Below are 23,946 nucleotides of genomic sequence, written 5' to 3'. Positions count from 1 at the left end.
TCAGCCTCGCTGCCCGTTCGCTGCCCCGGAGAGCCTGAGGACCTTCGAGCCGCCGCGCGAAGCCACGATCAGATCGTCGCCATGTTCGCAGGCCGCTACAGTTCCATGCGCCTTGCCGTCGGCACGCGAATGAAAGCTCGCCAAGGGCCGCATCTGCGAGTCGCAATTGACCACAAGGCCGTAGGAGCGGGTCACGGCATAGGGTTTAAGGACGCCCATCTGCTTGAGCTGGCTGCCCTGCATCGGCTCCTGGTAAGAGCTCCAGGAACTCAGTGACGGCGCCACCCAAAACGCCTCCGGAACCTCCGCCAGCATGCGTTCGCGATAGCGATCTTCGCGTAAAATGAATTCCACCAGCTGGTTGCGCGTCGAATAGAAAGTCAGCCAATAGCCTGCATCGAAGGCCGGGGCGATGCGCGCTGGATAGGCGGGCAGGTGTTCAAGCGCGTTTTCAACCTGTCCGGAAGCGAGATCGATCGATATGACGCGATGTCGCCATGCTTCGCTGACGAAGATGCGGTTGGAGCCGGTTGTTGCTACGCCTGCCGGCCAGGCAAGATCTGATTTCACGAGCTCGATCTTGCGCGCCGCGAGATCAATCTTCAGCAGGCTGCCGGAACAACCCTTTTGCATGAGATCACGTCGCCAGCCGCAGACGCCAGATGTTGTCGAGCCGTTGGCAACGAGCAATGTGTCGTTATTCAGGAAGGTCAGCGCCGTCACGCAACCGAGGTTGACATTGGCTGCGCTCTTGAAGGCTGCGCCATCGTGGGCCCCGCCACGGATAACGATGCCTTCGCCGTCGAGTGCGAGCGCCGTCATGCCGCGCGCCGTGGCGAGCGCCGTGATATCCTGGGGAAAGCTGGCAACCTCCTCGATGCCACCATCGGCCTGGATGCGCAGAAGGCGCCTACCGCTTGAGGCGAGAATGCCCTTGGGCGTCGATATCAAATTGTCCGCGGCTTCGAGCAGCGCAAGCGTCTCGGCCTCTTCCAGCCGCTGGTTCGGCAAAAGTGGCCCGTCGAATGTCGGGACGGTAACGGCCCAGGCGCCGCGGCCCAGGAATCGATCGAGGAATTCTCCGAATGGTTTCATGCCGGTTTGCCCCAGTAGGAATCGGTACTGAACCAGGTTTTGTCGGCGCCCGGCAGCGGCAGCGTGCCCATCCGGTTATTGAAGATGCCGCAGAGATAAAGCACGCCCTTATGCTCGCGCATTGACGTAATCATCGGATGCTTTTCGCCCGTCTGATCCCAGAAGCTTTCGAGGATCTCGCCTTTTTCGCTAAAGCGCAGCACGCAACCGGTGTTGAGATTGGGCATCAGCCAGGCGTCCTCGGACACGCGCCGTGCCATCCGCCGGCGAAAGCCGGGCATTTCCAGTGACAGGTCGAGTGCCGGTGTCCGCATACCCATCAATGCCAGCCAATAGGTGCCGTCGGACGCGCGGTTTATGTTGTCGGGATAGCCTGGCAGCCCTTCAATCACCCGTTCGAGCTTGCCGGCTTTGGGTCCGGCAAAATAGTAGCGGTTGATCCGGCACGCCCAGCTTTCGGCGAAAAGGACCGATTGCCCGTCAAAGGACGTGCAGACGCCGTTCGGGAATACGAGGTTGGAAATCAACGTCCCGGTAACGCCGCTTGCCGGGTCATGAACGATGATGCGGCCGTTGCCGCGGCTTTCAAGCGCATCGGCATACCAGTCGTGCATTTCAAAGCGTACGGTCGCTTCGGAAAACACGATCCGCCCATCGGGAAGGATGTCGCAATCGTCGGCGAGCTTCATCGTGCTGTCGTCGACGACCGATGTCAGGCTACGATTTGTCTCGGCGGTGAGAAGCTTTGCTTCACCCGCCGGCGACACCTGGTAAAGGCCCATGCCGGCGACGCAGACGACGAGATTGCCCTGCCGATCGAAGGCCATGCCAAGCGGTGCGCCGCCGATATGGGCAAAGACTTCGCGGCGGGTATAGTCGGGCGGATAGAAGCGCAGAATCTCGCCTTGCCGGCTTCCGGTATAGAGCCGGTCTTCCCGGTCGAAGATCACGTCCTCGGCGCCGTCAAGGATGCCTAGTCCGATCACGCCGACATCCTTCAGGCGATCATTGACTGCCATCGGCATGCCAACGGCGGTCGAAATCGCCTCCGGCATCTTGGCAAAGGTGGGCGAGATATAAACGCTGCGCAGGATCTTATGGCGATTTTTGACCCACCGGACATCGAGGAAGACCGAGGCAAGCAGTACGAAGCCCAGGGTCAGGTCATTGACCGGGCCGGGTACGGCAAGCGTCAGCAGGCTGTTGGAAAGGACAAGGACGAAAACGACCCCCATCAGTGCCTTCGCCACCGAGCCGCGGCCGCCGCCGAGAGAAATGCCGCCGAGGACGGTGGCCGTCAGCGCCTGGAGCTCGAGGCCGGAGCCAACATCGGAGGCAGCGCTTCCGATGCGGGCGCAGAACAGGAAGGCGGCGAGCGCGACGAACACGGAACAGACCACATAGGCGCTGAACACGGTCAAACGCACGTTGATGCCGGCATTGTAGGCCGATCGGCGAGCGCCGCCGACGGCGAATAGCCGCCAGCCGTAGCGGCCGCGCGATAGCACGATGTGCACGATGATCGCGACGACAACAAAGAAGGCGAAGGATATGGGAATACCGCCGATGTGGCCGAGGCCTAGATAATCGTAGAGCGGCGAATCCGGGGAACTCGTCACTAGCGCCGTCGATACGTGCGGGAAGATGATTTCGAAGGTCGAACGAAAGATGATTAGTGTAACGAGTGTGGTCAGGAAGGCGCGCATCCGCAGAATGCCCACCATGAAGGCGTTGATCGCCCCGCAGGCAGCGCCCACGGCCAAGGTGGCGGCGAGCCCGACACCGAAGCTCCATTGACCGACATTCATGCCGTAAAGCGTGGCGAGCACAGTGAGAGCGAAGGTCGATCCGATCGAGAGATCGATACCTCCCGATATCATGACGATCGTCAGCCCGAGCACGATCAGGCCCAGTTCAGCGGTCTGGCCGCTGAGATTGGTCAACGTCGTAACGTCGAAGAATCCTGGGACGATCGAACCGAAAATCGCACACAGCAGGATCAGCGCGAGAAAGGGAATGACGCTGTCGATCCATTTCTTCGCGAGGATTTCCCCGACCACATGGTCGGGGAGGACGCGATAGCGCAATCGTATCAGGCTTTCAGCCATGCTCATCTGTTCGTTCCGTTACTTGAGCTCGTCGAGCTTCCAGCAGTTTCGGCCGCTTGCGTTGGCTTTGTCGACGCGGGTTATCGGTCCGAAGAAGATCGTCTTTTCACTGCCGGCCTGGCGATCGGGATGCTGCAGAAGCTCGGAAATCTGCTGCGCGGCGATTTCTCCCTGGATCGGCGCGTTGAAATTGTAGATCACGTCCAGGAGGCCGTTCTTGATGCTTTGGCAACCCGTGTCGCTGCCGGCGCCGTTGGTGACGATCGTCACCTGGTCCTGCTTGCCGGCTGCGGCGACCGCAGCTCCGGCGCCGACCTCTGCATTGTCCCAGATTCCCATGATCCCGCAGAGGTCTGGATGCTGCTGCAAGACGGTCTCCGTGATCTGGCGGGCCTTTTCGCTGGAATAATCGGCCGGCTGGTCGGAGACGAGTTGAAGTTCGGGATATTGCTTCAAAATCTCATCGATGCCGGTGCGCATGAAGATGTTGGCGGCTCCGGTCTGCACGCCTGCGAGCCAGACGACCTTGTGCGACGGCGCCTTCGGACCGGTGCAGGCCTTGGCGAGCTCCGTCATCTCCAGCTTACCCATTTCGATCCAGTCATTGCCGACATAGCTGTCGGTCTGGGTTGCCGATTGCATGTTGACCTGCAGCACCTTGATGCCGGCTTGTTGCGCCTGCTTGAGCAGGCGAGCATAGGTCTGCACATCGGGATTTTGAACGATGAGCAGGTCAGGCTTTTCGGCGATTGCGCCCTGCATGGCGCGAATGCCGGCATTGGTATCGCCATTAGGGTCGCGCACTTCAAGCTTGAAGCCGTAGCGGGCGGCATGCCGTTGCCAGACGGCGACCCAGGCCTGGTTAAGATCGAAGCCTTGAGAGATCGGCACGAAAATGACCTTCTTGCCCTTTATCGAGTCAATATAGGCTTGGCGGCCGACCTGGTCGGTCTCCTGCGCCGATGCGATGGTCGAAGCCGTGAAGAGTGCGGCGGCGCCCAGGCCGACGACCATCAGTATTTTCTTGAGAACCGTCATAGTTTCCTCCCTATTGGACGTCTCGAGATTTTAGATATCCCCACTTTGCGAGGTCTGCTCATCCCGTGGATTGATGATCGCATCGATGGCAAGCGCACTCAGCAGAATGACGCTCTTGATGAGGTTCTGGCTGGTGTAGCTGAAGTTCAGGATCGTCATACCATTGGTGAGAATGCCGACCAGGATCGTGCCGACGACGACGTTGCGCACCCCGCCTTGCCCGCCGGACAGGCCGATGCCGCCAAGCACAACCACCAGAAGCACGTCATAAATCAGGCTGGAATTGTAGAGGCGGGTGTTGATGCCGGTGACAAGGCCCGTCATGATCAGGCCAGCGGTAAAGGCAATCAGCGCGCTGATGACATATTGCGTCACGATGATCGGCCGCGTCGGCAGACCCATGTTGCGCGCCGCGCTCGGATTGTCGCCGGTCGCGTAGACCAGCCGTCCGAAGCGCGTCTTCCTGAGAAAGAGGCCCATGATCGCCGTTACCGCGCCGAAGATGACGACCGAAGCCGGGATCCCAAATATTGCTCCCGATCCGATCCATTTAAGCCAGGCGACATTATTGGGTGCATAGAGCACATCGGAGGAGAAGACGATCCGGCCCGAACCATAGACGGAGGAGGCTATGGCCAGCGTCGCGAAGATCGGGGGGATGTCGGCAAAGGCTATCATGATGCCGGTAAATAGGCCGATCAAGGCGACCAACACCGCGCCTATCAGTACCGCCAGCGTGAAATCGATACCCCAGGACGAAAGCCAGATGCTGAATGCGACGCCGACGACCATGACGGCCACCATGGTCAGGTCGATGCCGCGTCCGACCACGACAAACCCCATGCCCACTGCCAGCGTGCCGAGGATCGACACATTCTTCAGCAGGGCGATGATGTTGCCTTCCGACAGAAAGTTGTTGAGGCCGATGGAGAAAATCAAAAACAATAAGATTGAAATGCCGACAACAACGGCTTCCTGGCTCAGCTTGACGGGCTTCTTAGGCGTACCGCCGCTCGTCGTGCCGGCGCTTTTGCTGCCGCTCACCATATGCCTCCCCTCGACCGCGAGATGGTTCCCCGTCTGGTCATAGATCACCCGCACTCAGCCATTGCATTGGCCGAGCCTCCGACAACAACCATCTTCCCTGAATGTCAGTTGAGCAATTTCGTTTTTCTGAAACGCTGTTCAGTTCCGAGCGCCAGATGGGGGCGGTGTTTACGTGGAAGGGGTCCATCCGAAACCGGAGAAACGGAAAAATCCATGATCGAGGTCATGTATGCGGTGAGCTTTCAGACGAAATCCAATTTCAATCGTGAATTTCGCTGGGTAACGGAGATAACGCCTCTGGAGTGGCGCAAGAAGACTGTTTCGAGGCAGTAGAGGGCAAAGAAGTACCAGATCGCGATCGAGTACGAGCCAGAACGCGTTTCAGGTCGAGCTTTTGCGCGTCCTGTTCATGTTGGCGGCATGAACACGAACACCGAACAAACTCGCAAACTCGCCGAAACGCTCAAGTCATTGTCCCTTGAGCCTTCGTTTCAAACAGTGGGGTCGCCAGTTACGAGGAATCGGCGGCTTGTCCTCTCGAGTGCCTTGCTTGCACTTGGCGTCAGTACGATCGCTGTCGCTTTCTTCTGGCCGGATATTGTGCCTCGCCTCAAAGCGGTATTGGAATCGCAGTCGGAAATCACGCCGCCGCCCGGTACGGCGCAAACCGGTGACGAACCAAACGCGACGTCCAATCGAGCGGTGTCCGGTATCGGTTCGCCCATCCCTTCCGCCAATTCGCGCAGATTGACATCGGCGCCCGAGATAACCGGATCCGGCTTCGTCGTTGCGCCTCGCATCGTGACGGTCTTTTCCAAATATGAGGGGGAGATCGCAACGGTTGGCGTGCGCGTCGGCGATCATGTCGAAGCTGGGCAGATCATCGTCAGGATCGATGATGTCAGCGCCGACTTCTCACTCGAACAAGCCAAGGCCGACAGCGATGCCGCCAAGCTTGTCCTTGACGGAAAGATCCTGGCGCTCAAGCAGGCCGACAGCTCGCTGCAGCGCAATGCGGCACTCTCTGCAAGGAGCGCTGTCTCGATCCAGTCCGTCGAAGAGGCACAAACAGCCAGAGATACGGCATTGAATGCGGTCGATCAGGCACGCCAAAGCTATGCCAGAGCCCAACTCGGCGTGAGGGTCGCGCAGGAACATGTTGATGCGCTGACCGTCATGGCCCCGATCTCGGGCACCGTGACGCGGCTCGACGCCCATGTTGGCGGCCGGGTGCTGGCCCGGGTGGACAGCATCAAGGAGAATGAGAGCCTGGTGACGATCACCGATACCAAGAGCCTGGTGATCGACGCCGATGTCGCCGAGACCAACATTGGCGAGCTTCGTCCGGGCCTTCGCGGCGAAGCCGTCCTTGATGGTTTCCCGGACGAGCCTTTCGCGATCGAGATCTTGCAGCTGTGGCCGGTCGCTTCGGCGGAAAAAGGCACGATTACCATTCGCCTCGCACTTCACAATGCGCCGGACGGCATCATGCCGAACATGGCAGCCCGTATTCGTATTTCGAGCCTTCCAGCACAACAGCCAGGAGACAACCGTCAATGACCTCTTCTACAGACAACGAGCCGTATATCGTGCTCAACAGCGTCAAGAAGGGATATAGAATAGGGACCGAGACTGTCCCGATCTTCTCCGATCTCGACCTGCAAATCGCCCGCGGTGAGTTTGTTGCGATCATGGGGCCTTCCGGATCAGGGAAGTCGACGCTGCTCAACATGCTGTCGGGTATAGACAAACCGGATCAGGGCCACCTGCGTATCGGGGTCAGCAATCTTGACCAGATGGGAGAGGCGGCTCGTTCCTCCTGGCGCGCCCATAACATGGGGATCGTCTTCCAGTTCTACAATCTCCTGCCGATGCTGAACGCGGCCGAGAACATCGAGCTGCCGCTTCTCCTGAAGCCGCTCTCGTCACGGGAGCGCCGCGTCCGCGTCGACAAGGTTCTGGATCTGGTGGGGCTTTCGGGTCGCCAGAAACAGTATCCAAAGCTGATGTCAGGCGGCCAGCAGCAGCGCGTCGGCATTGCACGGGCGATCGTCGCAGACCCGGCATTGCTGCTCTGCGACGAGCCCACGGGCGACCTTGACCGGCGGTCGGCGGATGAGGTGCTGGAAATGCTGCGCTTTCTGAACCGCGAACTCGGCAAGACCATCATCATGGTGACCCACGACCCGCAAGCCGCAAGCTATGCCAGCCGAACGCTTCATCTCGACAAGGGCCAGTTCGTCGAAGAGCGGAGGGCGGACATATGACGTTCCTCGATCTCGTGCGAAAAAGTATGTGGCGAAAGCCGCTGCGCACAATATTGCTGACAGTCAGCGTCGCCACGGCCTTTCTCATCTATGGTCTGACGACGAGCTTCATCGACGGTAGCCAGGGCTCGTCAGCGGCCAGCGAGGATATTCTTGGGGTCATGAGTGCGGCCGGCCGCGCCCAGCCGCTGCCGATTTCCTATCTGAACCGGATCGGCGTCGAACCGGGTGTAGCGGCCGTCGGCTATATGTCGCGCCTGCGCGGCTTTGCGACGGTCGAAAAGAACATCATTCCCGTAAGTGCCGCCGATCCTGCTCGGCTCCTCAGCTCGAACGGCAAGGAGCTTGGGCTGACACCGGATTTGATGAGCGTACTCGGCAAGGACCGCAGCACCGTCCTCGTCGGCCAAGCGATTGCCGAGGCACAAGGCTGGACAGTCGGCCAGAAGATCACCGTCACCAGCTTCGATACGGCAAAGCAGGATGGCAGCCATGACTGGCCCTTTGAAATCGCCGGTATCTTCAGTGGCGAAAACGCCTCCACCGACACCTATTTCGTGGTCGCCCAATATGACTATGTCAATGCGCTCAGGGCCCGCAACAAGGACACTGTCGACGCCTTCATCGTCAGACCTCAGCCAGGTGTCCAGGCAGGGGGACTTGCCTCGAAAATAGATCGGCTGTTCGCCAATTCTGCGGCGCCGACACAGACCCGGTCGGAAAAGCAGTTCCTCGAGGCGTTCCTGCGCCAATATGCCGACATCGGATTGATTGTGAACATGGTGGTCGGGGCGGCATTCGTCACGCTGCTCATGATCGTCGGCAATACCATGGTCTTTGCCGTTCGCGAGCGCACCTTCGAAATCGGTGTGCTAAAGACCTTGGGCTTTTCCGGCTCCTGGATCATGGCGCTGATCCTTGGTGAAACATTCTTCATATTCGTGATCGGCGCCACCATCGGCCTCATGCTTGCACTGCTTGCGACGGTGATCACGGGGCCTGCAATCGGCCTGGTCTTTTCAGGTGCAATTCTTGCGAAAGCCCTGGCAATGGTCACCTTGCTTGCGCTTGTGACCGGTGCGCTTCCGGCCCTGAACGCGCTCAGGATCCCGATAATCTCCGCATTCAGAACGAGGTAGATTCATGTCCTCCAATGCCAAGCAAGCATTCGTCATGATCAGGGCAAACCTGTTCAGCCTGCCGCGACGCATCTCCATTTCCGCCTCCATGGTTCTTTCCGTGGCGCTCGTCGTCTCTGTTCTCGCAGGCTTCCTGGCCATGGCAAGAGGCTTCGAGACGGCTCTGCAAAGTGCCGGCTCCAGCTCCGTTGCGGTCGTCCTGGGCGGCGGCACCAACCAGGAGACCGGCTCCGATGTTCCCGCCTCGGTCATTCGCACCCTCAGCGCAATGACCGACGATATCGGCGTGACGCGAGACGCCAACGGCATGCCGATTTTCTCGCGCGAAATCGTCGTTGCCGTCGATGCCAAATCGAACGGGTCGGATGAGGGCAGGACCTTGGCTCTTCGTGGCATGGATCAGTCCGGTTCTTCGATCCGTGACCATATTGCCCTATCGACCGGCCGTCTGTTCACGCCCGGCTCGCGCGAGATTGTCGTCGGGAACCGCCTCGCTCAGCAGTTCGGAATATCGATCGGCAGCATTGTGCGGCTCGGCACGGTCGACTGGACAGTGGTCGGTATGTTTTCGGCGCGAGGCAGCGCATTCGAGTCCGAGATCTGGGCCGATCTGGACGCGGTTCGATCGGCCTTCGACCGGCAAGGGCAGGTCCAGAGCCTGCGTTTGCGTCTTGCCAACCCCGCCTTGTTGCCACGGCTTCAGGCCAAGCTCGACACAATAAGGACGACCCCGTTGCGCGCCGTTGTCGAGGCCGACCTCTATGCAGCGCAATCGGCCCGTACAGCCAACCTCATCCGGCTGTTCGGCTGGCCGCTCGCGCTGTTGATGGCCGTGGGAGCGACCGCCGGTGCGCTCAACACAATGATGAATTCCGTCTCGGACCGTACCGTCGAGATCGCCACGGTCCGGGCACTCGGCTTCAGCCGAATGTCCGCGTTTCTCGGCACATGGGTGGAGGCGATCGTGCTTACCGCACTGGGCGTGGCGTTCGGACTGTTGGCATCCTGGCTGGCCTTCAATGGCTGGCAGGCAAACACCATTGGTGCCAATGGCGCGCGCATGGCGTTCCAGCTCTCCGTAACCGGCGATGTCATGGCGACGGCAGGTCTGCTCGGACTTGCAATCGGCATTCTGGGCGGCGCGTTGCCGGCGACCGCCGCCAGCCGGCTTCCCTTGACCGCAGCGCTTCGGTCGAGCGGATAATCTCTCAAGCGTGACGGGTCGCCGGTTCCTTCCGTTCAAGAATATGCCATCTGCGGCACGTATCGGGGACGCTTGCGGTTCAGCTAGCTGATGAGCCTGCTTGTCGTGCGGTGGTGCAGCACCATTCGGCAGCGTCTTTTTCGCTCAGCGGCCGCGAATAGAGGTAGCCTTGCACCAGCGTACCTCCCAATCCCCGAAGGGCCACAAGTTCTTCGGGTGTTTCAACGCCTTCAACCACGCATTCCAGCCCCATGTCCCGGCTGAGAGTGAGAAGAGATTTCACTATTTTGTAGCTGGCGGGCCTTTTGTGCAAATCTGTGACGAAGCTGCGGTCGATCTTGATCTTGGTCAAAGGAAGAGCATGCAGCCGCGTCAGGCTGGAATAACCGGTGCCGAAGTCATCCAGGGAAATGCCGCAACCAAGGTGCCGCAGCATTTCGACCGACGATTTGATTTGCTCGAAATCGTGCGCAAAGGCTGTTTCGGTAATTTCAAGATCAAGACGCTTCGCGTCAAAGCGGCTGCTCTCGATGATTCCAACCAGCGACAGCACCCCTTCGCTGGAATTGAGGTCGTAGGCCGACAGGTTGAACGACAGGCGCAAAGGTTCTTCCCACTCGGATGCGAAGGCAAGCGCCTTTTTCAGCAGCGGCCGCGTCAGTGAGCTGACGATACCGGCCCGTTCGGCAATCGGGAAGAATTGTGCGGGCGAGACATGTCCAAGAACCGGGCTGTGCCAGCGGGCCAGGGCCTCGAAGCCAACCGTCTGGTCATTCCCCAAGCTCACGATCGGCTGAAACATGACCGAGAGCTCATCTTCCAAATTGGCTTGCCTGAGCAGGTGCTCGATGCGCGCTTCTATGTTGATCTGCTTTTCGTGCTCGGCGTCAAATAGAACCGCACCCCCGCGGCGGTTTCTCTTGGCATGGTAAAGGGCATAATCAGCCCTGTCGAAAAGCTGCTCCAGAGTGGAAGCGAGGTTTGGGAAGACTGCTATTCCCATCGATGCGGATACGTGCACTGTTCCTTCCGGCAGATGATAAGGCGCTCCGAGCCATTCGGAAATCGCATTCGCGTTTTTGACAAGCAGAGCATCTTCAGGCGCGATCGGGGCGACGATTGCAAACTCGTCGCCACCCAGACGAAATGCCCGGCTGGCTTTCAAGCTGCTCGTGAGGCGCCTGCTGACGTCGATCAGCAGCCGATCCCCAACCGAGTGTCCGTAAAGGTCGTTGACCGGCTTAAAGCCATCGAGATCAATGACGCCTAGGGCCAGCCGCGTGTTTTCGGCCTTGGCCCTCTCGAATTCGGCTTCCAGATGCGTAAAGAACGCGCGACGATTGGGTAGCTCCGTCAGGCTGTCGACATTGGCAAGCAAGAGGTTCTCATTGCTAAGTGCCTCCGTACGTTGCTGCGAGATAACCATGCGCTCGAAATTGCGGTAGTTTGTCAGGAGAATCGACATCATCCCCGCACAGACCAGTGCCACATTGATGGCTATCGCAATAAAAGTCGGTTGCCTTGAGGCCACGAAAAATAAAACGAATGCGCCATTGACGATCACGGTAACTATGAATGCCGCCGAGCGAACATACATGAGGCAGAAGATGCAGGAAATGACTGTAATCGCCATGTAGAAGGCGACATGAGACTGAGCATATGCATCGCCATAGGGCACCAGCAAAAATGACCAGACAGTGAATGCTGTGGCGATCCCGATAGCCAGGCGATTGGTGCGGACGAGCGCTGCGTAAGCCACCTCGGGCTGAGGATCGACATTGCGTGTTCTCCACCAGAATGTGATCCTAAGCAGGCAGCCGAGCGTGAAAAGAGCAGGAATGCCAACGGTAAGCCAAGTCGGCGCTGATTGCATATGGGTGATAGAAAGCGCCCATGTGCTCGAAATCAGGATCAGATACATCATCGGCATCTGCCGTGTGAAAGCGCGGTACTGAGCTTTCAGCAAATCCGGATTATCGGATCGAATGGACATAAAATGCTGAAATTTCTGTGTGGCTTTTAGTATTTCCATAGCGCCGCTCATAGAGTAACGACGCTATTCATGGCATAGATGTTGTTACATTATTTGAAACACAGACGGTTAATCAATAAACAATTGCCTCAACCCTCGGATGCATGCTTGTTGGCCTGATCGGAAGAAGATCTTTTTCTTGTAAAAGCTGTGCGGCCTATCGTCTGCACCAGGATTGATATGGCAAATGTACCCTTCAATACCCGGTGCGACCTCTAACATTGCGATGGTTGGTTAGCATGCGAACACTGACAGCGAGATTGCCTCGAAGAAAATTGGCGGACTATAGTCATTGGACGAGCATTCGGAGCCGATCGTCGAAATCCGTCGAGCCAAAGTTGCGGCGAAGTGGAAAGCCTCAGCCTCCTCGACGCAGTCAAATGACCTTGCGGACTTCCTGCTCGAAACTGAGAACATGGTGCAAGGCGATCCGCTCAGCGGTATCGGCATCTCCGCGGCAGACGGCCTCGAGCATAAGGGTCTGCTCCAGCACGACTTTATCGAGTTCCGGGGCCAGCTCCGGAAACCGCCGCATCGCGACATGCAGGATTCTGAGCGAAAGATTGTGGTAGTGGTCGAGCGTATCGAAGAGATACCGGTTCTTGGCACATCGATAGATGAACCGATGAATACGCCGGTCGAGAGCTAGCAGCGCGTCCAATTCCGATGGGAGGGAAAGCGCCTTCAGCGCTTCAATCAGTTCGCCGGCTTCGCGGCGCTCCGGCTCGCGCAGCCGCTCCGCGGCCAGCCGCGTTGCCCAGGATTCGATCCGTGCTCTTGCCTCGTAGATTGCAGTCAGGTCGCTGATGTCGATCCGGCTGACGAAGGTGCCGCGGCGCGCATTGACATCGACAAAACCGTCGCGTTGCAGCCGCAGGAAGGCTTCGCGGACGGGCGTGCGGCCAACATCGAGCCGCCGCATGACGTCATTTTCCTTAAGGATGGTACCCGGTGCCAATTGCACCGTGATGATGTCCTCGCGCAGCTGCAAATAGGTGCGTTCGGCCAAAGTCAGCGACACCTCCGGGTCGTCGAGCATCTCCTCCGACATCCAAGTGTCCATCCACCTCGTCTCCATCCTGAGAGTGATCCGGAACGCTTCCCATTGAATCACTTGACAACGCACTTCGATAATATACTCTGTAATATATTACAAAAATATAAGGAGGGTGAACATGATTGGCAACGATATTTTCCTGAATTCCCGCTTCAAACGCGGGGTGACGGCAATCCTTGGCTTTGGTCTTGGAATGATTGCCATATCCACGGTTGTAAATGCCGCGGATCTGGAAACGCTGAAGCCGGGCGTATTGCAGGTCGCGATAGAGCCCTATATGCCCTACACGGCATTGAAGGATGAAAAGCTGGTCGGGCTCGACAGCGACATTCTCGACGCCGTCGCCAAGAAGCTTGGCCTCAAGATCGAGACGACGGTGACCGATTTCCCCGGCATGCTCGCCGCGGTACAGTCCCAACGTGCCGACATCACCATCGGCGGCATCGCATGGTCCGATGCGCGTCAGAAGGTCGGCTTGTTCACCGACCCGCCCTACTATTCGCCGCCGGCCATGGCCGTGCATGGCGATGCTTCCTATCCCGACGTAAAGAGCCTGGAGGGCAAGGCACTCGGCACAGTGACCGGATATGTCTGGGCCAAGTCGATTGCCGAAGTCCCGAAGGCCGATGCGCGCACCTATCCGACAGCCGACAGCGTCTTTTCGGATCTTTCATCGGGAAGGCTCGACGTCGGCTTTCTCGACCCGCTGCTGATCATCTATCAGCAGCAGCAACGACCGGACATGAAGTTTCGGGTTGCCTACCTCAATGCGCCCACCGCGGAGCAGGTCACTGTTCATCCCGACTATAAATATTTCCAGCCCTATATGACCGGCTTCTATCTGCCCAAGCAGGCGCCGAAGCTTGCCCAGGCGATCTCCGACCAGATCGATGCGATGTATAAGGACGGCTCGCTCGCCGCGCTTGTCACGAAATGGGGCGGCGATCCCAAGCAGTTCCTGGTTCCGTCGCCGGACATGGCGGCACAGCGCCGCGGCGTCGACCGTCCGCAGACCTGGTCACCACCATCCGTCGCCGATTGAGTGGGGGGAACGGACATGAGCTTTTGGCAATCTCTTGCTCAATTGTTTCAAGTTCCCTGGGGCGACTATGCAGGCAATCTCGGCGAGGGTCTTTTACGGACCCTTGCCTATACGATGGCCAGTTTCGTCGGCGCGGCGATCTTGGGGCTTGTGCTTGCCTTGATGCGTCTCAACCGGTTGCGCGTCGTGCGCCTGCCGGCGACCATCTACACGGAAGTCTTCAAGAATGTGCCCCTGCTTGCCATCATCTTCGTCACCTATTTCGGCTTGCCCTCGGTCGGAATCAGATTCAGTGTTTTCGTGGCCGGTGTGCTGAGCCTGGTGCTGTTCTATGCGGCCTATCTGTCGGAGATCTTTCGAGCAGCCATTGCGGGCATTCATTCGGGCCAGAACGAGGCGGCGCATGCACTCGGTCTTGGCCGTGCCACCACGTTCGGTCATGTGATCCTGCCGCAGGCACTCCGCCTTGCACTGCCGGGCACCAATACGATGTTCGTCGACCTTCTGAAATCGACGTCACTGTTGGTGACCATCTCTGCGGCGGAGCTGATGACCAGGGCGCAACTGATTGCTTCGGAGACGTTTCGGTCACTTGAAGTCTATCTGGTGATTGCGATGATCTATTTCGCCGTTTGCTATCCCGTCTCGCAATGCCTTCTCTGGCTCGAGCGCACCATACATGCGGGCATACCCTTGTCGTTTGGCCGCAGGCGGCGGCTCCGCCTGGCGAGAGCCTTGATTCAAACGGGAGGCTAGACGAATGGCTCAGATAGCAGTCGAAGCAAAGCGCCATGTGACCACGGCCGACAACACCGCCGCGATCAAGATCAGGGGGCTTCGAAAGTCCTTCGACGGAAGGCTGGTGCTCGATGGCATAGACCTCGATGTTCCACGCGGCCGGATTGTCAGCATCATCGGGCAGAGCGGCGGTGGCAAGACGACGCTCATGCGCTGCGTGAATTTGCTTGAGCAGCCCGAAGATGGCGCCATCGAAATAAACGGTGAAGTGATCTTTTTAAATGGAACGGTGACCTGCAAGGACCTTGCAAAGCTGCGCCAGCGGGTCGGTATGGTGTTTCAGCGCTTCAACCTGTTTCCGCATCTGACTGCGGTGGAAAATGTCGTCCTCGCGCAGATGCACGCGGCGGCAGTTGGCGAGCGTGAGGCGGTGGAGCGTGCCGTGCGGTTGCTGACCCGGGTTGGTCTTGTACACCGGGCACTGGCTTATCCCGAGCAAATGTCAGGCGGTGAGCAGCAGCGCGTTGCGATTGCGCGCGCTCTCGCGCTCTCGCCGACCGTGCTCCTGTTTGACGAGCCGACCTCTGCACTCGATCCGGAATCCACCGGCGAAGTGCTGCGTGTGATGCGCGAACTTGCAAGGGATGGGATGACGATGATCATCGTCACGCATGAACTCCCATTTGCCCGGGAGGTATCGGATTGGGTCGTCTTCATCGACGGCGGTCGGATTATCGAGCAGGGTCCGGCTGCAGACGTGCTCGACAATCCCAGGGAGCCTCGAACCGTTGCCTATGTCGCAAGATACGCAAAACCAGGTTGAGCGTGGCGATTCCAACCGTGCCGGCCCGGTGTTTCCGACTGCGCCGGTGACTGCTTTTCTCTGAAAAAATATGGATGAAATGAAACGGATTTCGACAGATATCGCCGTCGTGGGCGGTGGCGTCATTGGTCTTGCGATCGCCCTCCGGCTTCGCGCCGACGGGCGCGACGTCATCGTCATTGAACCGAATGAGCCCGGTTCAGGTGCCTCCTATGGGAATGCGGGGACTGTGGCGAACTACGCTATCATACCGGTAGGAACGCCATCGGTGCTTCGAAATTTTCTGTCGCTTATCCTTAGTCCGGATAGTCCTTTGGCCGTCCGAACATCGGCGTTGCCGACCCTGTTTCCTTGGCTCGCCCGGTTTGCTTACGAGTCTCTCCCACATCGCTATCGCGAAAATGCCGGCCGGATCGCCGAGCTTGTTTCAGATGCCGCCTCCGCCTGGATGGAGTTCGCCTCGGAGATAAACGCGTCGAATTTTCTGTCCGCAAAGGGTTGTCTCTATCTCTATGAGACGCGAAAGGCGTTCAAAGCGGCTGGCGCGGACATAGAGCTGCGTCGCAGCTATGGCATTTCGCAAGAGCTTCTCTCGGCCGGCGAGGTGACCGGCCTCGAGCCCCGCTTCACAGGATTCGAAGGCGGGGTTTTCTTCCCGGGCGCCATCAATCTCAGCGATCCGGGCGAGGTGATGCGTCTTCTCACTTCGGCCGTGAAGCGGGCGGGCGTGGAATTCGTTCCGGCATCGGCGACCGACATCGTGCGCGAGCGAAGCGGCCTGCGCATCACAGCTTCGGCTTATGAGCTGCGCGCCCGCACGGTCGTCATTGCTGCCGGCGCCCACTCGCGCAAACTGGCTGCATCGCTCGGCGATCCCGTGCAGCTTGATACCGAACGTGGCTATCATATTGAATATGACATGCCGGGATTGCCGATCGAGCGGCCGGTCTGCCCGACCGCCCATGGCTTTTATTTTTGCCCGATGCAGGGGCGGCTGCGTGTTGCCGGCCTGGTGGAACTCGGCGGATTGACGGCTCCGGGGAACCCGCGGCTTACGCAAGCCCTTGTGAGGAATGCGCGCAGATTCTTCCCCGAACTTGGAACGCCAAGTCGTTCCTGGCTTGGGTTTCGGCCTTCAATGCCCAATTCCGTGCCGGTCATCAGGCCTTCGAAAGGCGGCAGGGACGTCATCCTTGCCTTCGGACATGGGCACATCGGATTGACCCTGGCGCCCCGCACGGCCCAGCTGGTCAGCGCAATGCTGGCCAGCTAAAGCACGGGAGCAGATGGCCTATCGATGCGCATCGACCAACAGTTTGGTGAGTGGAGCCTTCCCGCACGGTCATGCGATTAGTCCGGTATTGGAGGCGATCGATCGCCCTCTTGCGGTCAGATCTCTTCCCAGGGAAACGTGTCAAGACGCTCGATTCCGGCAGCGGTGACAAGCGCCTGTGTTTCGAGCTTGATGCTTTCGGAGCCGTCTTCGGCAATGAGGCTTTCGATATTGAGCACCATGTTTTCTTCTATGACGCCGCTGAAGTTCTCATCGAAGTCAGGATGCAGTGGAATTCCAGGCCATTCGTCGGCCATGCCGGTCCCGTGTGCGGCCAAAGTATAGCGGTAGGGGAGGTATTTTTCTGGAATTCTCCAGCTCTTCTCGTTGAACTCGCGGAAGGTCATGCCAGGCCGGATAATCGCAAGATTATGATCGATCTGGTCTCTTGCTGCCGCATAAAGTTCCTTCTGTCGGGCATTCATCGCCACGTGCCCGCAAGTCCACGAACGCGAAAGGTCAGCACAGTAGCCGTAAGGCCCGATCATATCGGTGTCGAACGAGATCATCTCGCCGCGTTTGATGATGTAGTCGGAGCATTCCTGATACCAGGGATTTGTGCGTTGGCCTGCGGTCAGGAGCTTGGTCTCCAGCCATTCGCCGCCGCTGCGCGCATTCTCGAAATGGAGTTCCGCCCAGATCTCCCGCTCGGTACGCCCGGGCTCGGAAACCTCGTACATGCGCGCCATGCTGGCTTCACAGACGCGGATCGTCCAGCGCATGAGCTCGATTTCTTCCGCACTTTTGATCGAGCGTGCGCGCTCCGCAAGCTCCTGGCCGTCGAGCAAGGTGAAGCCGCGGCTCTGCAATTCATGAGCGGGCGCCGGTTCAAGCCTGTCGACGGCGATCCTGCCGTTGCGGCAGTGGGGCTTGACGACGTCGGCGATCTCGTCCGCCCATGCTTTCATCCGGTCTTCGACCAGATTGCCGGCCGTGAAGAAAAGGAAGGATTTTGACGTTCGAACCTCGTCAATGCCGGGCAATCCGTCGTTTACATGCTCCGATCCTTCGAATTCGAACATGATCCCCGGCCCGTCGGCGAGGATGAGTGCATATCTGGATGGATTGTGCATCGTCCAGATGCTCATATTCGAGCAATCGAAGGCGTAGCGGATGTTGACCGGATCGTAGAGCAGCAGCGCCGGACAGTCCCATTCCTTCATCTTCGCCCGCAAACGCCCGAGACGGTAGCGTCTCGCACTGCCCAGGGTCGATGATGGGATCGGGCTGATCAGAGGACGATCGGCGCCATTGGGATTGAGATAGGCTTGCTTGCGGTCGTCCTTGAAGACGGGCGCGCTTGATGATGGCGGCGAATTCTCTTCCCTGCCCAGCATTCGATACCTCTCCCATCAACCCTTCGTCAGCGATCAACGACAAGATCGCTAAGCGGCTTCGAGCAGCAAGGCAGGAACATCCCGGCGTCGATCTCCCGCTGACGGATACCGCCATTGTGATTCATTTCGACCGAGCCTGAGACGAGCTTCGATTTGCACGTGCCGCACATGCCGTTCGAACAGGACGAAGGAAGCCTGATGCTGCCCTTCTTCGCAGCCGCGAGCACCGTTTGATCGGATGAGACTTGCAGCGTTCGCTTTTGCTTCGAAAATTCGACCTGATAGAGCTTCTGGGCGGGCTGTTGCTCGACGTCCAGTCCCGGCTCGTCGATGACTGCCGCATCGAAACTCTCTTCGATGTAGTTTGACGCGGGAACGCCCAACGCCGCCGTGATAGAACGCGCCGCCGCCATGAAGGGGGCGGGACCGCAGCACATGACGACACGCTCGGCGATGTCAGGGACCGCGAGCTTGAGGTACTCGAGCGAGATCCGGCCGGTCAATCCCGGCCAAGCCGATTCGCCAGCCACTGTCTCCGGCAGGAACTGGAGACGCAGGCCTTTCATCCGTGTCGCGAGACCGGAAAGGTTGTGGCGGAAGATGAGGTCGGAGGGCGTGCGCGCTGCGTGAAGAAAAACGATGTCCGAGGGTTCGTATCGATCCGCCAGATCGCGTGTGATCGACATGACCGGCGTGATGCCCGAGCCGCCCGAGAGCAGCAGCAGTTTTGTCTTCTCCCCCTTTGGACGGATGAAGTGACCGAGCGGTCCCTGGCCCTTGACCGTCATACCGGCAGCCATGTTGTCGTGCAGCCAGTTCGAGACTTTGCCGCCGGGTACGCGCTTGACCGTGACGGTGAATGCGTTGCCGCGATGGGGCGAAGACGAGATGCTGTAGCAGCGCGCTTCACTATCCGGACCCATCGGGAAATCGAACAGAAAGTACTGCCCGGCATCGAAGCTGAAGCGCTTGCCTTCCGGAGACGCGAACGTGAAGCTCTTCACGTCATGCGTCTCCTGATGCACGTCGATGCATAAAAGCGTCTCGTCGTGCTCTGGATCCCAAACAGCGGTCTGGCCGCGCTGCATTTGAGCGAACTCAATACCCATGGGCGCGCATCCGATCGATATACCAGGCCGCGAACTTGTCCAGGTTGGCTTCCGAGAAGCGAGAATAGGGGCCGGGCTGGTAGGCTGGATCGAGGGCGCCGGCATGCGAGCGGGCGACGAGGTCCGCATCCTGGTCCGTCGTGGCGATCCAGACGTCTGTGAGCTTGTCGAGGTCGTAGTCCTTGCCCTCGACGGCGTCCTTGTGGACCAGCCATTTGGTTCGAACCAGCGTCTTGCCGGCAGAGAGCGGGATGACGATCGCGACGACAGCGTGATCGCCCATGAAGTGGTTCCAGCTATTGTGGCCCCAGAGATGCGTATCGCCGAGATCCTTGCGGGTCATCTCACCGAGCAGCTTCGACGATGCCGCAGTCGCGTCATATGTCTGGGATTCGCCGGCCCCGGCAATGATCAGACGCTGGGTGCGGAAGTTCGTGGCGCAGTCGACGAGCTGTTCGACTGCCGCCGACGGGAAACCATCCGCCTCCCAGGCTTTTGTCCGCTCGTCGTAGAGCCGGAAGTGCTCGGCCGCCTGCTCGCGGTCCTCTGGGTTCAGCGTTTCAGGATCGAAGCCGAAGTCGAGGTCGACGAAAGAGACGCAGAGCTCGGGATGATTGGCGGAACAGTGGTAGCACTCGCGATTGTTTTCCATCGTCAGCTTCCAGTTGCCGTCCTCGATGACGTCGGTCTGATGAGCGACTTTGGCATTCCGAATGTCGTAGGGCGCAAGGCGTTCGATCATCACCTGTTCGAGGCTTGCGATGTCTTCCGGTGGATTGTCGGAGAGGCATACATAGATCAGGCCGCCGATCGACTTGAAGTTCACCGGCTTCAGGCTATGGCACTGCTTGTCCAGGTCCTTGCCCATGTGTGGCGCGTAGCTTAGCTCGCCGGTCAGTTCGTAGGTCCATGTGTGATAGGGACAGACGAGCTTCGAGACGATCGTCTTGCCGGCATCGAGCAGGCGCGAGCCGCGATGGCGACAGACGTTGTGAAGCACGCGAATTTCGCCGTCGTCGTCGCGAAGCAGGATCAGGCTGGTCTTGCCGATATCGACAACCGTGGCATCGCCTGGTTCCGGCACGTCGCAGTCGAGGCCGACGCAGATCCAGTGCTTGTGGAAGAAGACGTCGATATCGGCCTCGAAGACATCCTCACGGATGTAGAGGCCGGCAGGCAGGGAATAACCATCGGCGCGTGCTTCAAGGAGGGCAGAGATGGAAGATGGGAGCCTGTTTAGCATGATAACCTCTTATGCGTCGATGATCTGCAGTTTGCCCTTGCATCCGTTATGCTTCAACGGCATTAATTTTCACGAATGCATAACATTATGTAATGCGAAGGATGCATAATGAACTTTCGGCGGCGAATTCCATCCCTGACCGCATTGATGACTCTCGAGGCCGTTCTGCGGCATCGGAGCTTTACTGCGGCCGCGATCGAGCTTGGCGTCACTCAGGCAGCCGTCAGCCGCCAGATCGCGACATTGGAAGAGGAACTCGGGCTACCGATGTTCGTGCGCAAGCATCGCGCCATCGAACCGACTGCTGTATGCCTCACCCTGGGAACGACGCTTGCGCAAAGCTTCGCCAGCATCGCGGACGCCGTCGATGCAGTCAGATCCTCCCAGCAGAACGTCGTGACGATCGGCGCGACTGTCGCCTTCTCCTCCTTCTGGCTGCTTCCGCGGTTGGCAGAGTTTCGGCGGGAGAATGCGGGCGTACAGATCAGGGTCATCTCGCAGGACGCAAGAATTGATCTGGACGCCGGTGGTATCGATATCGCCATTCGATACGGCAGGCCGCCATTTGCCGACGCCAAGGTGGTCGCCTCGCAGGAGGACGTCGTCGTTCCCGTATGCTCGCCCGACTATTTTTGGCGTCGTCCGACGGCGCAGATGTCCGATGCCGACGAGTTCATAGAGACAGACGCTCATGACCGCTCATGGCTCTCCTGGACGCAATGGGTTCAGGAAACCGGCCGGGCTTTGCGAATAAAGCCGCATCTTCGCTTCAACCACTATACGGAGGCGATCGCGGCCGCGCGTGCGGGGCAGGGGATCGCGCTCGGCTGGCGTCTTCTTGTCCAGACTTTTCTGGAGGATGGCACGCTCGTCGCCTTGGATGAGGCCGAGATGTCGACCGCCGACCAATATCACATTCTCCTTCCAGCGAGGCCGCGCCGTACGCTCGCCGCTGAACACGCCGCAAACTGGCTTGCCAATGCGCTGACGCGGTAGGGCCAGTTTCGGAATTCAACCTGGATGAGGCTTGTCGAGATCGCGAACGCCGTCGCTGGCCATAACGAAACACTATGGCGGCAGAGTAGAGTTGTGTTGGCCAAGCTCTGATGCATGAACTTACTGTGAGATCGTCGGCTGAGGCCGGCTCTCAAGAACCGCTTAAGCGGCGTAAACGGTCCGGAACGGACTGATAAGAAGGTTTCCTAACACGGAGCGGAACAGATGACCCATTCACTTAGCCGCAGAGCTCTCTTTGTCTCCACTGCACTCCTGACGCTGGCTGTCGCGGTGCCAGGATTTTCGATTTCCGCGAGAGCGGACGGAGATCCGATCAAGCTGGGTATCGTCGCGCCGATGAGCGGCCCGAATGCTCGTTACGGTGCATTCTCGATGCATGGTGCGGAACTGGCGGTCAAAGAAATTAACGAGGCTGGTGGCGTCGATGGCCACAAAATCGAACTCTACAATGCCGACAGCCAAGGAACACCGGTGGAAGGCGTGTCAGCGACGCGCCGTCTGATCGATGAAGACGAGGTCGGCTTCATCATCGGCGATGTCTCCAGCTCTGTCACCTTGGCCATGCAGCCGGTTGTCGAAGATGCTGGCGTCCTTCTTCTGAACGCTGCGTCCTCCAACCCGAAGATCACCTATGGAGCAGGCGTCGGCGGCTACAAATGGACCTTCCGCAATTATCCGACCGATGAAAACCGTGCTTTGATCGTTGCGAAATACGCGGCCGAACAGCGCGGCTTCACCAAGTTTGCCGTGCTGTCCGTCGATACGGATTATGGTCGCTCGGCGATCGAATTCACCAAGAAATACCTTCCCGAATTCAAGGGCGAAATCCTCAGCGAAGACTACTACAAGGAAGGCGAGGTCGACTTTCGTAGCGTATTGTCGAAAATTCGCGACAATGGTGCACAGGCAATCATCATGTACGGCCTTGCCGATACGACACCCATCGTCGCTCGGCAGATGGTCGAGCTTGGTCTTGCCGGCAAGGTAACCCTGATCGGCAACGGCGAATTCAATACGGCAAAGACGATAGAATCTGCCCCTACCGCTCTCGAAGGGGCCGTTGAAGCCGCGGCCTGGCTGCCCGCCTGGGATTCTCCCGAAAGCAAGGCATTCGTCGAGAAGTTCACGACGACTTACAAGGAGGTGCCCAATAACCACGCCTACGTTCACTGGGATACGGTGCATCTTCTCGCGGAAGCGATCCATGAGGCCGGCAGTATCGATCAGGAAAAGGTTCGCGATGCTCTTTCCAAGATCAAGTATAAGAGTCCCGTGGGCGAGGTTACCTTTGACGATCATAATCAGGCGCGTTTGCCGATGATCCTTCTGCAGATCGAGAACGGCAAGCCCAGCATAAAGGGAGCCTACACCGCGGACATCAAATACCCGACCCAGTAACCTGGCCGGGAGGAGCGCTACCCATGTTCTCGACTATTCTCGAGCAGGTCGTCAACGGCATCGTGACCGGTTCCGTCTACGCGATCGTCGCTGTCGGCATGACGATGATCTTCGGAGTCCTGCGGGCAATCAACTTCGCTCACGGCGAGTACTACATGCTGGGAACATTCGGTGCGTGGTTCGCAATCGACTATCTCGGCCTGTCGTACGAGGCGTCGATCGTGGTCGGTGTCCTGTCGACCATCGTCATCGCCTATGTCGTCGGACGTTTCGTCATGCGGCGCATGGTCGGTGCCCCGGCCGAGGCCGGGGTGCTCGCCACGCTCGGCATTGCTCTCGTCCTGCAGAATACGGTCATCCTTGTCTTCGGCGGCGGATACAAATTCTTTTCGGGCGGCTATATCCAGCCGGTGTCGATCCTCGGTTTCAGTATCGCCGAGCAGCGAATCCTGATCCTGATCGTGACGCTCCTGGTCTTCATCGGCCTGGAACTGATGGTTTCCTACAGCCGCATGGGCAAGGCCATGCGGGCGGTCTCGCAGAACGTCGAATGCTGCGAGGTGGTCGGCATTGACGTCTCGCAGGTCGTGCTGCGGACGTTCATCCTTGGTGCTGCTCTCGCCGCTCTTTCGGGAGTGCTGACCGCACCGGTCAACGTCAGCGTCTACGGGGGCATGGGTGAGCTCATCACCTTCAAGACACTTCCCATCATCATCATGGGCGGTCTCGGAAACGTTCGCGGCACGTTCTTTGCGGCGATGATCCTTGGGATCGCCGAGAGCCTGGTTGCCACCTATGTCGGGCTGCAGTTCCGCGACACGGTCGGTTTTGCGACCCTGATCCTGATGCTGATGTGGCGTCCCCACGGCCTCTTCTCCACGCAGGCGCGCTTCTAAGCGCACCGCAGGTCCATTCTCGA

Annotated in this window: 20 protein-coding genes and 1 pseudogene; 12 read left to right on the top strand and 9 right to left on the bottom strand. The window is 58.8% G+C overall.

Annotated elements, in window-relative coordinates; genetic code table 11:
- Genes GA0061103_RS19365 through GA0061103_RS19350 form a run of 4 tightly spaced genes read right to left on the bottom strand, consistent with a single transcriptional unit; the run spans nt 1 to nt 5,288 of the window.
- On the bottom strand, nt 1-1,095 hold the full coding sequence (locus GA0061103_RS19365; protein WP_092713934.1) for a YncE family protein: 1,095 nt from the start codon (nt 1,093-1,095) through the stop codon (nt 1-3).
- Nucleotides 1,092-3,209, bottom strand: coding sequence for an ABC transporter permease (locus tag GA0061103_RS19360; RefSeq protein WP_092713932.1), 2,118 nt, complete (start codon nt 3,207-3,209; stop codon nt 1,092-1,094). Before GA0061103_RS19360 ends, GA0061103_RS19365 begins: the two co-directional genes overlap by 4 nt.
- A 12-nt stretch (nt 3,210-3,221) precedes the next feature.
- A complete protein-coding gene (locus GA0061103_RS19355) occupies nt 3,222-4,241 on the bottom strand; it encodes a sugar ABC transporter substrate-binding protein (protein ID WP_092713930.1) in 1,020 nt (339 codons plus the stop codon).
- 30 nt (nt 4,242-4,271) lie between these two features.
- Nucleotides 4,272-5,288, bottom strand: coding sequence for an ABC transporter permease (locus GA0061103_RS19350; RefSeq protein WP_092713928.1), 1,017 nt, complete (start codon nt 5,286-5,288; stop codon nt 4,272-4,274).
- A 201-nt stretch (nt 5,289-5,489) separates the two neighbouring features.
- Between GA0061103_RS19350 and GA0061103_RS35420 the strand changes: the two are divergent.
- From GA0061103_RS35420 to GA0061103_RS19325, 5 genes and pseudogenes are all read left to right on the top strand, one after another.
- Nucleotides 5,490-5,621: pseudogene (locus GA0061103_RS35420) on the top strand (AraC family transcriptional regulator); the annotation flags it as partial.
- Nucleotides 5,622-5,888: 267 nt separating this feature from the next.
- Entirely contained in the window at nt 5,889-6,848 is a 960-nt protein-coding gene (locus GA0061103_RS19340; protein WP_245304803.1) for an efflux RND transporter periplasmic adaptor subunit, read from the top strand.
- Entirely contained in the window at nt 6,845-7,555 is a 711-nt protein-coding gene (locus tag GA0061103_RS19335) for an ABC transporter ATP-binding protein (RefSeq protein WP_092713922.1), read from the top strand. Before GA0061103_RS19340 ends, GA0061103_RS19335 begins: the two co-directional genes overlap by 4 nt.
- Nucleotides 7,552-8,694, top strand: a complete 1,143-nt coding sequence (locus tag GA0061103_RS19330) for an ABC transporter permease (RefSeq protein WP_092713920.1) — start codon at nt 7,552-7,554, stop codon at nt 8,692-8,694. The genes GA0061103_RS19335 and GA0061103_RS19330 overlap by 4 nt, the downstream gene beginning before the upstream one ends.
- A gap of 4 nt (nt 8,695-8,698) precedes the next feature.
- Complete coding sequence (locus GA0061103_RS19325) at nt 8,699-9,898, top strand: ABC transporter permease (protein ID WP_092713918.1); 1,200 nt, start codon at nt 8,699-8,701, stop codon at nt 9,896-9,898.
- Between the two features lie 79 nt (nt 9,899-9,977).
- Here the strand turns inward: GA0061103_RS19325 and GA0061103_RS19320 are convergent, their stop codons facing one another.
- The gene (locus GA0061103_RS19320; protein ID WP_162747806.1) at nt 9,978-11,930 is read right to left on the bottom strand and encodes a putative bifunctional diguanylate cyclase/phosphodiesterase; all 1,953 of its coding nucleotides are present in this window, start codon (nt 11,928-11,930) and stop codon (nt 9,978-9,980) included.
- A gap of 376 nt (nt 11,931-12,306) precedes the next feature.
- The gene (locus GA0061103_RS19315; protein ID WP_092713916.1) at nt 12,307-12,993 is read right to left on the bottom strand and encodes a GntR family transcriptional regulator; all 687 of its coding nucleotides are present in this window, start codon (nt 12,991-12,993) and stop codon (nt 12,307-12,309) included.
- Between the two features lie 112 nt (nt 12,994-13,105).
- Between GA0061103_RS19315 and GA0061103_RS19310 the strand changes: the two genes are divergently transcribed.
- The 4 genes from GA0061103_RS19310 (at nt 13,106) to GA0061103_RS19295 (ending at nt 16,863) form a co-directional block, all read left to right on the top strand.
- Nucleotides 13,106-14,029 (top strand): substrate-binding periplasmic protein, encoded by a 924-nt coding sequence (locus GA0061103_RS19310; protein WP_092713914.1) that lies wholly within the window; start codon nt 13,106-13,108, stop codon nt 14,027-14,029.
- 15 nt (nt 14,030-14,044) lie between these two features.
- Nucleotides 14,045-14,785 (top strand): amino acid ABC transporter permease, encoded by a 741-nt coding sequence (locus tag GA0061103_RS19305; protein WP_092713912.1) that lies wholly within the window; start codon nt 14,045-14,047, stop codon nt 14,783-14,785.
- Between the two features lie 4 nt (nt 14,786-14,789).
- Nucleotides 14,790-15,590 (top strand): amino acid ABC transporter ATP-binding protein, encoded by an 801-nt coding sequence (locus tag GA0061103_RS19300; RefSeq protein ID WP_092713910.1) that lies wholly within the window; start codon nt 14,790-14,792, stop codon nt 15,588-15,590.
- A gap of 79 nt (nt 15,591-15,669) precedes the next feature.
- Nucleotides 15,670-16,863, top strand: coding sequence for an NAD(P)/FAD-dependent oxidoreductase (locus tag GA0061103_RS19295; RefSeq protein WP_092714395.1), 1,194 nt, complete (start codon nt 15,670-15,672; stop codon nt 16,861-16,863).
- 116 nt (nt 16,864-16,979) lie between these two features.
- Here GA0061103_RS19295 and GA0061103_RS19290 read toward each other — a convergent pair whose 3' ends face one another.
- The 3 genes from GA0061103_RS19290 to GA0061103_RS19280 are packed head-to-tail and all read right to left on the bottom strand — an operon-like array spanning nt 16,980 to nt 20,612.
- Nucleotides 16,980-18,260 (bottom strand): M24 family metallopeptidase, encoded by a 1,281-nt coding sequence (locus GA0061103_RS19290; protein WP_092713908.1) that lies wholly within the window; start codon nt 18,258-18,260, stop codon nt 16,980-16,982.
- A 26-nt stretch (nt 18,261-18,286) separates the two neighbouring features.
- A complete protein-coding gene (locus tag GA0061103_RS19285; protein ID WP_092713906.1) occupies nt 18,287-19,369 on the bottom strand; it encodes an FAD-binding oxidoreductase in 1,083 nt (360 codons plus the stop codon).
- A complete protein-coding gene (locus GA0061103_RS19280; protein ID WP_092713904.1) occupies nt 19,359-20,612 on the bottom strand; it encodes an aromatic ring-hydroxylating oxygenase subunit alpha in 1,254 nt (417 codons plus the stop codon). Before GA0061103_RS19280 ends, GA0061103_RS19285 begins: the two co-directional genes overlap by 11 nt.
- Before the next feature lie 108 nt (nt 20,613-20,720).
- Between GA0061103_RS19280 and GA0061103_RS19275 the strand changes: the two genes are divergently transcribed.
- The 3 genes from GA0061103_RS19275 (at nt 20,721) to GA0061103_RS19265 (ending at nt 23,923) form a co-directional block, all read left to right on the top strand.
- Nucleotides 20,721-21,608, top strand: coding sequence for a LysR substrate-binding domain-containing protein (locus GA0061103_RS19275; RefSeq protein ID WP_092713902.1), 888 nt, complete (start codon nt 20,721-20,723; stop codon nt 21,606-21,608).
- 225 nt (nt 21,609-21,833) lie between these two features.
- Complete coding sequence (locus GA0061103_RS19270) at nt 21,834-23,027, top strand: ABC transporter substrate-binding protein (protein ID WP_092713900.1); 1,194 nt, start codon at nt 21,834-21,836, stop codon at nt 23,025-23,027.
- Nucleotides 23,028-23,050: 23 nt separating this feature from the next.
- On the top strand, nt 23,051-23,923 hold the full coding sequence (locus GA0061103_RS19265) for a branched-chain amino acid ABC transporter permease (protein WP_092713898.1): 873 nt from the start codon (nt 23,051-23,053) through the stop codon (nt 23,921-23,923).
- The last annotated feature ends 23 nt before the right edge of the window (nt 23,924-23,946 follow it).

Origin of the sequence: Martinezella multihospitum (genome assembly GCF_900094585.1) — a bacterium.
Classification (GTDB): Bacteria; Pseudomonadota; Alphaproteobacteria; order Rhizobiales; family Rhizobiaceae; genus Rhizobium; species Rhizobium multihospitium.
This window is presented reverse-complemented; position numbering and strand designations above follow the sequence as displayed.

Bases quoted from the DNA above. Each gene is read 5' to 3' on its own strand.
- GA0061103_RS19365 (WP_092713934.1), bottom strand. From the start codon at position 1,095: ATGAAACCATTCGGAGAATTCCTCGATCGATTCCTGGGCCGCGGCGCC.
- GA0061103_RS19360 (WP_092713932.1), bottom strand. From the start codon at position 3,209: ATGAGCATGGCTGAAAGCCTGATACGATTGCGCTATCGCGTCCTCCCC.
- GA0061103_RS19355 (WP_092713930.1), bottom strand. From the start codon at position 4,241: ATGACGGTTCTCAAGAAAATACTGATGGTCGTCGGCCTGGGCGCCGCC.
- GA0061103_RS19350 (WP_092713928.1), bottom strand. From the start codon at position 5,288: ATGGTGAGCGGCAGCAAAAGCGCCGGCACGACGAGCGGCGGTACGCCT.
- GA0061103_RS19335 (WP_092713922.1), top strand. From the start codon at position 6,845: ATGACCTCTTCTACAGACAACGAGCCGTATATCGTGCTCAACAGCGTC.
- GA0061103_RS19330 (WP_092713920.1), top strand. From the start codon at position 7,552: ATGACGTTCCTCGATCTCGTGCGAAAAAGTATGTGGCGAAAGCCGCTG.
- GA0061103_RS19325 (WP_092713918.1), top strand. From the start codon at position 8,699: ATGTCCTCCAATGCCAAGCAAGCATTCGTCATGATCAGGGCAAACCTG.
- GA0061103_RS19320 (WP_162747806.1), bottom strand. From the start codon at position 11,930: ATGGAAATACTAAAAGCCACACAGAAATTTCAGCATTTTATGTCCATT.
- GA0061103_RS19315 (WP_092713916.1), bottom strand. From the start codon at position 12,993: ATGGACACTTGGATGTCGGAGGAGATGCTCGACGACCCGGAGGTGTCG.
- GA0061103_RS19310 (WP_092713914.1), top strand. From the start codon at position 13,106: ATGATTGGCAACGATATTTTCCTGAATTCCCGCTTCAAACGCGGGGTG.
- GA0061103_RS19305 (WP_092713912.1), top strand. From the start codon at position 14,045: ATGAGCTTTTGGCAATCTCTTGCTCAATTGTTTCAAGTTCCCTGGGGC.
- GA0061103_RS19300 (WP_092713910.1), top strand. From the start codon at position 14,790: ATGGCTCAGATAGCAGTCGAAGCAAAGCGCCATGTGACCACGGCCGAC.
- GA0061103_RS19295 (WP_092714395.1), top strand. From the start codon at position 15,670: ATGAAACGGATTTCGACAGATATCGCCGTCGTGGGCGGTGGCGTCATT.
- GA0061103_RS19290 (WP_092713908.1), bottom strand. From the start codon at position 18,260: ATGCTGGGCAGGGAAGAGAATTCGCCGCCATCATCAAGCGCGCCCGTC.
- GA0061103_RS19285 (WP_092713906.1), bottom strand. From the start codon at position 19,369: ATGGGTATTGAGTTCGCTCAAATGCAGCGCGGCCAGACCGCTGTTTGG.
- GA0061103_RS19280 (WP_092713904.1), bottom strand. From the start codon at position 20,612: ATGCTAAACAGGCTCCCATCTTCCATCTCTGCCCTCCTTGAAGCACGC.
- GA0061103_RS19275 (WP_092713902.1), top strand. From the start codon at position 20,721: ATGAACTTTCGGCGGCGAATTCCATCCCTGACCGCATTGATGACTCTC.
- GA0061103_RS19270 (WP_092713900.1), top strand. From the start codon at position 21,834: ATGACCCATTCACTTAGCCGCAGAGCTCTCTTTGTCTCCACTGCACTC.
- GA0061103_RS19265 (WP_092713898.1), top strand. From the start codon at position 23,051: ATGTTCTCGACTATTCTCGAGCAGGTCGTCAACGGCATCGTGACCGGT.